Origin of the sequence: Kitasatospora sp. NPDC049285, assembly GCF_040678815.1 — a bacterium.
In the GTDB taxonomy this organism is placed as follows: domain Bacteria; phylum Actinomycetota; class Actinomycetes; order Streptomycetales; family Streptomycetaceae; genus Kitasatospora.
In genome coordinates, this window is sequence record NZ_JBFAQR010000123.1 from 1 (window position 1) to 5,086 (window position 5,086).

The 5,086-nt window shown below is 68.0% G+C and carries 10 protein-coding genes; all 10 read left to right on the top strand.

Annotation, left to right across the window (positions count from 1 at the left end; genetic code table 11):
- The first annotated feature begins 451 nt into the window (after positions 1 to 451).
- The 10 genes from AB0K51_RS34505 (at position 452) to AB0K51_RS34550 (ending at position 4,946) form a co-directional block, all read left to right on the top strand.
- Positions 452 to 721 (top strand): hypothetical protein, encoded by a 270-nt coding sequence (locus AB0K51_RS34505; protein ID WP_363462201.1) that lies wholly within the window; start codon positions 452 to 454, stop codon positions 719 to 721.
- Positions 722 to 806: 85 nt separating this feature from the next.
- Positions 807 to 1,181: a hypothetical protein gene (locus tag AB0K51_RS34510; protein ID WP_363462203.1), complete on the top strand. Its 375-nt coding sequence runs from the start codon at positions 807 to 809 to the stop codon at positions 1,179 to 1,181.
- Between the two features lie 109 nt (positions 1,182 to 1,290).
- Positions 1,291 to 1,683, top strand: a complete 393-nt coding sequence (locus AB0K51_RS34515) for a DUF6409 family protein (RefSeq protein ID WP_363462205.1) — start codon at positions 1,291 to 1,293, stop codon at positions 1,681 to 1,683.
- A gap of 125 nt (positions 1,684 to 1,808) precedes the next feature.
- Complete coding sequence (locus AB0K51_RS34520; RefSeq protein ID WP_363462207.1) at positions 1,809 to 2,048, top strand: hypothetical protein; 240 nt, start codon at positions 1,809 to 1,811, stop codon at positions 2,046 to 2,048.
- Positions 2,049 to 2,162: 114 nt separating this feature from the next.
- Entirely contained in the window at positions 2,163 to 2,579 is a 417-nt protein-coding gene (locus AB0K51_RS34525) for a DUF6573 family protein (RefSeq protein ID WP_363462208.1), read from the top strand.
- Positions 2,580 to 2,733: 154 nt separating this feature from the next.
- A complete protein-coding gene (locus tag AB0K51_RS34530) occupies positions 2,734 to 2,940 on the top strand; it encodes a hypothetical protein (RefSeq protein ID WP_363462209.1) in 207 nt (68 codons plus the stop codon).
- Positions 2,941 to 3,028: 88 nt separating this feature from the next.
- A complete protein-coding gene (locus tag AB0K51_RS34535) occupies positions 3,029 to 3,349 on the top strand; it encodes a hypothetical protein (protein WP_363462210.1) in 321 nt (106 codons plus the stop codon).
- A 137-nt stretch (positions 3,350 to 3,486) separates the two neighbouring features.
- Positions 3,487 to 3,957, top strand: a complete 471-nt coding sequence (locus tag AB0K51_RS34540) for a hypothetical protein (RefSeq protein WP_363462212.1) — start codon at positions 3,487 to 3,489, stop codon at positions 3,955 to 3,957.
- Between the two features lie 97 nt (positions 3,958 to 4,054).
- Positions 4,055 to 4,315, top strand: coding sequence for a hypothetical protein (locus tag AB0K51_RS34545; protein ID WP_363462213.1), 261 nt, complete (start codon positions 4,055 to 4,057; stop codon positions 4,313 to 4,315).
- Between the two features lie 214 nt (positions 4,316 to 4,529).
- Positions 4,530 to 4,946 (top strand): hypothetical protein, encoded by a 417-nt coding sequence (locus AB0K51_RS34550; RefSeq protein ID WP_363462215.1) that lies wholly within the window; start codon positions 4,530 to 4,532, stop codon positions 4,944 to 4,946.
- Positions 4,947 to 5,086: the final 140 nt, after the last annotated feature.

Genomic DNA, 5,086 nt, shown 5'->3' on the forward strand with positions numbered 1-5,086 from the left:
CGGTCGACAGACCGCCCACCAACCCCCACCCCCACCACCACCCGCCACCCCACCAAGGGGGGCGCAACCAACAACCAACAGCACGCCGCAGGCGCAAACCCCAACCGACCAACAGCCAACTACTAACTACCCAAAAGCAAAAGGAAAGGGGTTGTCGGAATTTCCGACCCTTCGAATATGGCCTCTGAGCTGCGCAATCACGCAGAGAGAGTGAATTCCGATGTGCTCATAAAGCACCCGACAAGCCACCCCAAGAGGTTGCCGACGAGGCACCCCACAAGACCGCTCACAAGACGCAGGCCCGAGGCGACGCGAGGAGACACGCCCAGATCAGAGGCCGCGCCACTTCCCATGCGTGGATCAGACGTGATACTGTTGTCTTGTTGGAGCGGGGCAGGCACCCCGGCCCGACACCCCTTCGAACCACTCCCGAGACAACGGAGACGCGCCAATGACCGATCCTGTTCTTCCGTCCGACCTGCTGGTCGATGCGATGATCATCGAGGCCGAATACCAGGGCGCGCGGGAAGCCCTGACCAAGCTCAGCAACAAGCGGAAGAGCGCCCTTTACAAGCTGTGGCGGAACTGCAAGAACCCCAGCCTCATCGCGGCGAACTTGCCCGCGACGGTCAAGAAGGAAACCGTCGAGGCTGCCGTTCTGAAGCTGGCCCCGTCGCAGGATTTCGAAATCCTGGAATTGGACCTTTTCGCCAAGGTGTGACCGAACAGCCGGGCGGTAAGTGGCATTACCGCCCGGCAATGCCCCCCCTTTGAACCAAACCACAGAGAAAGCCAAGGAGACTCAAATGTCCGCCAACATCACCATGGGCAGCACCAAGAACCACCGGGGCGAGTTCGAGTTCATTTACGTCAGCGCCATTCGCGGCGTGGGTGAGAAGGTCGAGCAGGTCATCCCCGGAGCGTCGGAGTGGATGCTCTCGGTCGCCACGCAGGCCGACGGCTACGGGGAGGTTGTGGAATTCTGGGAGGTTATCGGCCAGGAACTCCGGGACGACACGATCAAGCGCCGGGGGCAGCGAAAGGCCCGGCAGTTGGCCAAGGCCCGAGAGGCATTCGCCACTCTGGTTACTGCGGTTGAATCCGCCGCAGTCGGCGAGATGGAGAAGGCCGCCCGTTCGGTTCAGCGCGCGTGGTCGCTCGGCTGGGCCGGAGTGAACTAAACCCCTCCGGCGTGACTTAAAGTCAATATTGTTTTGTAGTTGCCGGGGCGGGCGGTCCGCCCCGGCAACCACCCCCACCAGAACCCAGCCCGAGAGGACGTCCCCCGCCATGATCACGAGCAGCGCACCGACCACCACCGCCAGCGCCTACCAGGTCGGCGACATCGTGCGAGCGCCGTACTGGCAGCGCGGCCGGATCACTGGCTACCGGCGCGCAATCGTCATCGGGCGACTGGCCGACAGCACCGGGCCGGAGGCCGGCTACCGGGTGTGGTTCTACACGGTCGGCGCGCCGACGCTGACGTCGGACGGCCCCAACACCTTGGCCGGAGTCTTCCCGCGCGAGGTCAGCAAGATGGGGGACATCTACGGCATGTCCGAGCGCCAGATCAGCGCGATCACGCGGGCGGCGCGGACGCACGACCACACCCACCTACTTGCGGTGAAGGCCGAACAGCTCTGGCGCAAGCTCCGGGCCGCGCGAAAGTCCGAGCAGAGCTGAAATCCAATATCCGGAAGGCTGCGAGAATGTTCACAATTGCCTGCCTTGAATGTACTTCGGTCGGCTCACTTCGAGTATCTCCGGACACGCTATTTCGATGCCTTGAATGTCGCCACGAAATGACCGTGGATAATCTCCAGTTGGACCATTGGGAGATTTGGGCAGTCGACGAAAACGGGATTCTCGGGTTTGTTATCGACCCTGCCGAATCGCTACGCGAAATGTCTGCCGCGATTGACGAATACATGGGCGCGGAGCATGATTCCATGGGTGAATTGGAAGCCTTGCGGAAGTTTCGGGATGCAACTTACGACCTCCAGGGGGCATTGGAGGCAGGGTTCCCGTACCCGATCACGAAGGCGTGACGCTGCGCACGCTTCCCATCGTGCGCACGACATGATATTGTTCTCTTGTTGGGCAGGCGAGAGGTATAGCCCACCCGGCACCCTTCGAACCAAAAGCACGAGAGGTCACACGGAATGAAGAGCTTGACGGAGTTGTACGGCGAGTCGATCCACGAGTTCACCCGGGCCGACGCTCTGCGGGCGGGCGAGCTGGTGGAGGTCCCCCAGAGCCTTGCCCAGGAGGCCGGCTGGCGGTGGCCGGTGGCGCTGACCCGCGCCGCGTGGGGTGATTGCGTCGCGTGGAGCAGCGAGGCCGACGAGCGGCACCCCGGGCACGGGCAGTCGGAGACCGGGCGGCTGTGGGACGTGCTCCGGATGGCGTTCTACGCGGTGCGCAGCGCCAACCCGGGCGTCCGGGGGGTCCCGTTCGAGGTACTGCGGATTCCGACGGACGGCCCCAGCCGGGCGACCCGGGCGAGGCTGGCCGTCCACTGCGGCCCCGGGGACAGCGGGGAGCCCGTGATCACGATCATGCAGCCAGACGAGGACTGACCGGTTTCCCGGGGCCCGCCGCCCGCACGCGGCGGCGGGCCCGACCGGCCAATCCCGCTTCAAATCATGCTCGTGGCATGATATAGTTCTCTTGTTGGTCAGGGGCGGCACCCCCGACCACCCCTTCCGAACCAGCGACCACCCGGAGGAACCGATGTCCCGGACCAACAACACTCGCCCCACGGCGCTGACGCGCCAGGACCGGCCCTGGCTGCCGGTCGGCGCAATGTCCGGCAGCCGCCGCAAGCCGGCCCAGCAGGCGGCCCACAAGCAGGACCGCCGCGCGCTGCGGCTGGCCCTGCGGCACGGGTGGGAGCCGCCGCTTCCGCAGCGGCGGCGCGTGGACTGGGACGTCCACTAGCCAGCCCCGCCGGTCCCGCCGCCGGAGCGCGGCGGGACCGGGCCCCGGCCCCACTCCTCCCCCTTCGAACCACACCCAAGGAGAACCGATGTCGAACACCCCCGCCACCGTCAACCAGGTCGCCGACCCGACCGCGCTGCTCCCCGAACTCCCCGACCCGACCGGCGGTTTCGGATACGACTGGATGGAGTCGGTCGATGAGGCGGCCACCGGCTGGCGGGTCGTGGCCGGAATGAAGGACGGTCGGCAGCTCGGTGACTGGCCGCTGTACATCGTCGCCGTCTACCGCGACAAGAGCCGGGGGCTGTACGGGGTCGCCACCTACATCGAGGGCGACATCGAGGCGAAGGGCTTCACCGACCGCGCGGAGTACCTCGCTGCGCTCCTGTCGCACGTCGTCGACGACTGACGGACGCGGGCGCGGCGGTCGGGCGGGCCGGTTCCCGCTCGACACCGTGGCTTAGATCTGATAGAGTTCTCTTGTTGGCAGGCGGTGGGGTGGCTCCCCCCGCCGGGCCGGCGCCCCCTTCGAACCGAGGAGTCCGAATGAACCGCACCACCGCCCCCGCCCCCGACGCCCTGTTCGCCGTGAAGTGGAACGACGCCGAGGGGCGCAGCGCCCGGACCGTGAGCGTCGAGGGCACCGAGTTCGTGAAGCACATGTTCGGGCTGGACGAGGTGCCGGTCGGGCAGGTGCAGAACCGCTACCCCGCTCACCTCCTGGGCGGACGGCCGGTCCTCACCGCGACCCCGATCACGCTGGAGTGGCGCGCCCTCACTCGGGAGGAGGCCGCAGAGAAGGCCGCCAAGATCACCGGCACGTGGTGGAGCACCATCCCGGGCAGCCACCCGCTGAACCAGGAGCCCTCCACCGCCTACGAGATGGCCCAGACGGTGACCCTGCTCGCGGCCGAGGGAAGCCCCGTCGCCATCGGAGAGCACGTCATCGGCCTGATGTACATGGGCGAGCCCTGGCTGTTCATCGCGGAGAACACCCCGGAGACCTGGAACGGCTGATCCAGGACCCGGCCGCCGGGGCAGCGCCCAGCGCTGCCCCGGCCCCCGCAGCGGCCGACCCCCGCTGCTCCCCGTTCACGTCACCGCAGGAGACACCGTGGCCGCCAAGATCAGGACCGAACACACCTGCGCCAACTGCGCGCAGCCCGTCACCTTCGACACCAAGCACTACCCGTACTGGCAGCACGCGGCGCAGGCCGCCCCCGAGGCGGACGCAGGGAGCCGGTGCGCGAGCGCGGACCCGCAGCGGTTCTGCGAGCTGTGCGGCGAGCCGGCGACCAACTGGCAGGACGCATGGGCGGACTACTCGGGTTGCCGCCCGTGCGGCAACTACGACCGCTACTCGCTGGGGGACTGAGTGCGGGCGGGATAGCCGGCCCCGCCAGCAACAGCCAGGCCGCCGACCCGACGACTGACGGACGCGGGCGCGGCGGCCGGGCCGATTCCCGCTCGACACCGTGCCATAAGCCTGATAGAGTTCTCTTGTTGGAAGGCGGTGGGGCGGATCCCTCGTCGGGCCGGCGCCCCCTTCGAACCAAGGACTCCGCATGAACCGCGAGAGAGGTACGTCCATGAACACCACCACCGAGCTCCCCGCGTCCAGCGTCCCGGCCGCCTGCACCGATGGTCACCTCTTCAGCCCGACCGCCGATCTCGTCGCGGCCGGACTCGACTTCCGGCCGGGCGACCAGTTCGAGCCGATGACACCGGCCCCGCTCAGCGGAATTCGCGAGAAGGCCGAGTGGTGGCGCACCGTCGCCAACCTCAGCGCCCCCGACTTCCTCGGCCTGACGCCCGGAAGCACGATCACGGTGCACCACGGCGGCGGAGTGAGCACCGGTGAGGTGATCTCAACTTCCCGGGCCGGTGCCCGCGTACAGGTGGCGCTGCCCGAGGATGCGGAGGGACTCCAGCTTGAGCTGACCGTGACCCGCCGGAGCCCGTCCGGCTCCTGGTACGGCCCGTACGGCCCCACCCCACAAGCCTGATTGCCCGCCCCGCGCTGCGCCCCCCCCCCCGCGGGGGCCGCGCGGGGGGGGGGGGAGGGCGGTCGGGGTGGGGGGGGCGTGGGGCGCTCGGCTGGGCAGCCGACGGGGCGGTGGGGGGGTAGGCCACGATGGGTAGTTCA

What these genes read in the sequence shown, in the direction of transcription:
- AB0K51_RS34525 (WP_363462208.1), top strand. Translation starts at nt 2,163, where the DNA reads ATGAAGAGCTTGACGGAGTTGTACGGCGAGTCGATCCACGAGTTCACC.
- AB0K51_RS34535 (WP_363462210.1), top strand. Translation starts at nt 3,029, where the DNA reads ATGTCGAACACCCCCGCCACCGTCAACCAGGTCGCCGACCCGACCGCG.
- AB0K51_RS34530 (WP_363462209.1), top strand. Translation starts at nt 2,734, where the DNA reads ATGTCCCGGACCAACAACACTCGCCCCACGGCGCTGACGCGCCAGGAC.
- AB0K51_RS34540 (WP_363462212.1), top strand. Translation starts at nt 3,487, where the DNA reads ATGAACCGCACCACCGCCCCCGCCCCCGACGCCCTGTTCGCCGTGAAG.
- AB0K51_RS34510 (WP_363462203.1), top strand. Translation starts at nt 807, where the DNA reads ATGTCCGCCAACATCACCATGGGCAGCACCAAGAACCACCGGGGCGAG.
- AB0K51_RS34550 (WP_363462215.1), top strand. Translation starts at nt 4,530, where the DNA reads ATGAACACCACCACCGAGCTCCCCGCGTCCAGCGTCCCGGCCGCCTGC.
- AB0K51_RS34505 (WP_363462201.1), top strand. Translation starts at nt 452, where the DNA reads ATGACCGATCCTGTTCTTCCGTCCGACCTGCTGGTCGATGCGATGATC.
- AB0K51_RS34515 (WP_363462205.1), top strand. Translation starts at nt 1,291, where the DNA reads ATGATCACGAGCAGCGCACCGACCACCACCGCCAGCGCCTACCAGGTC.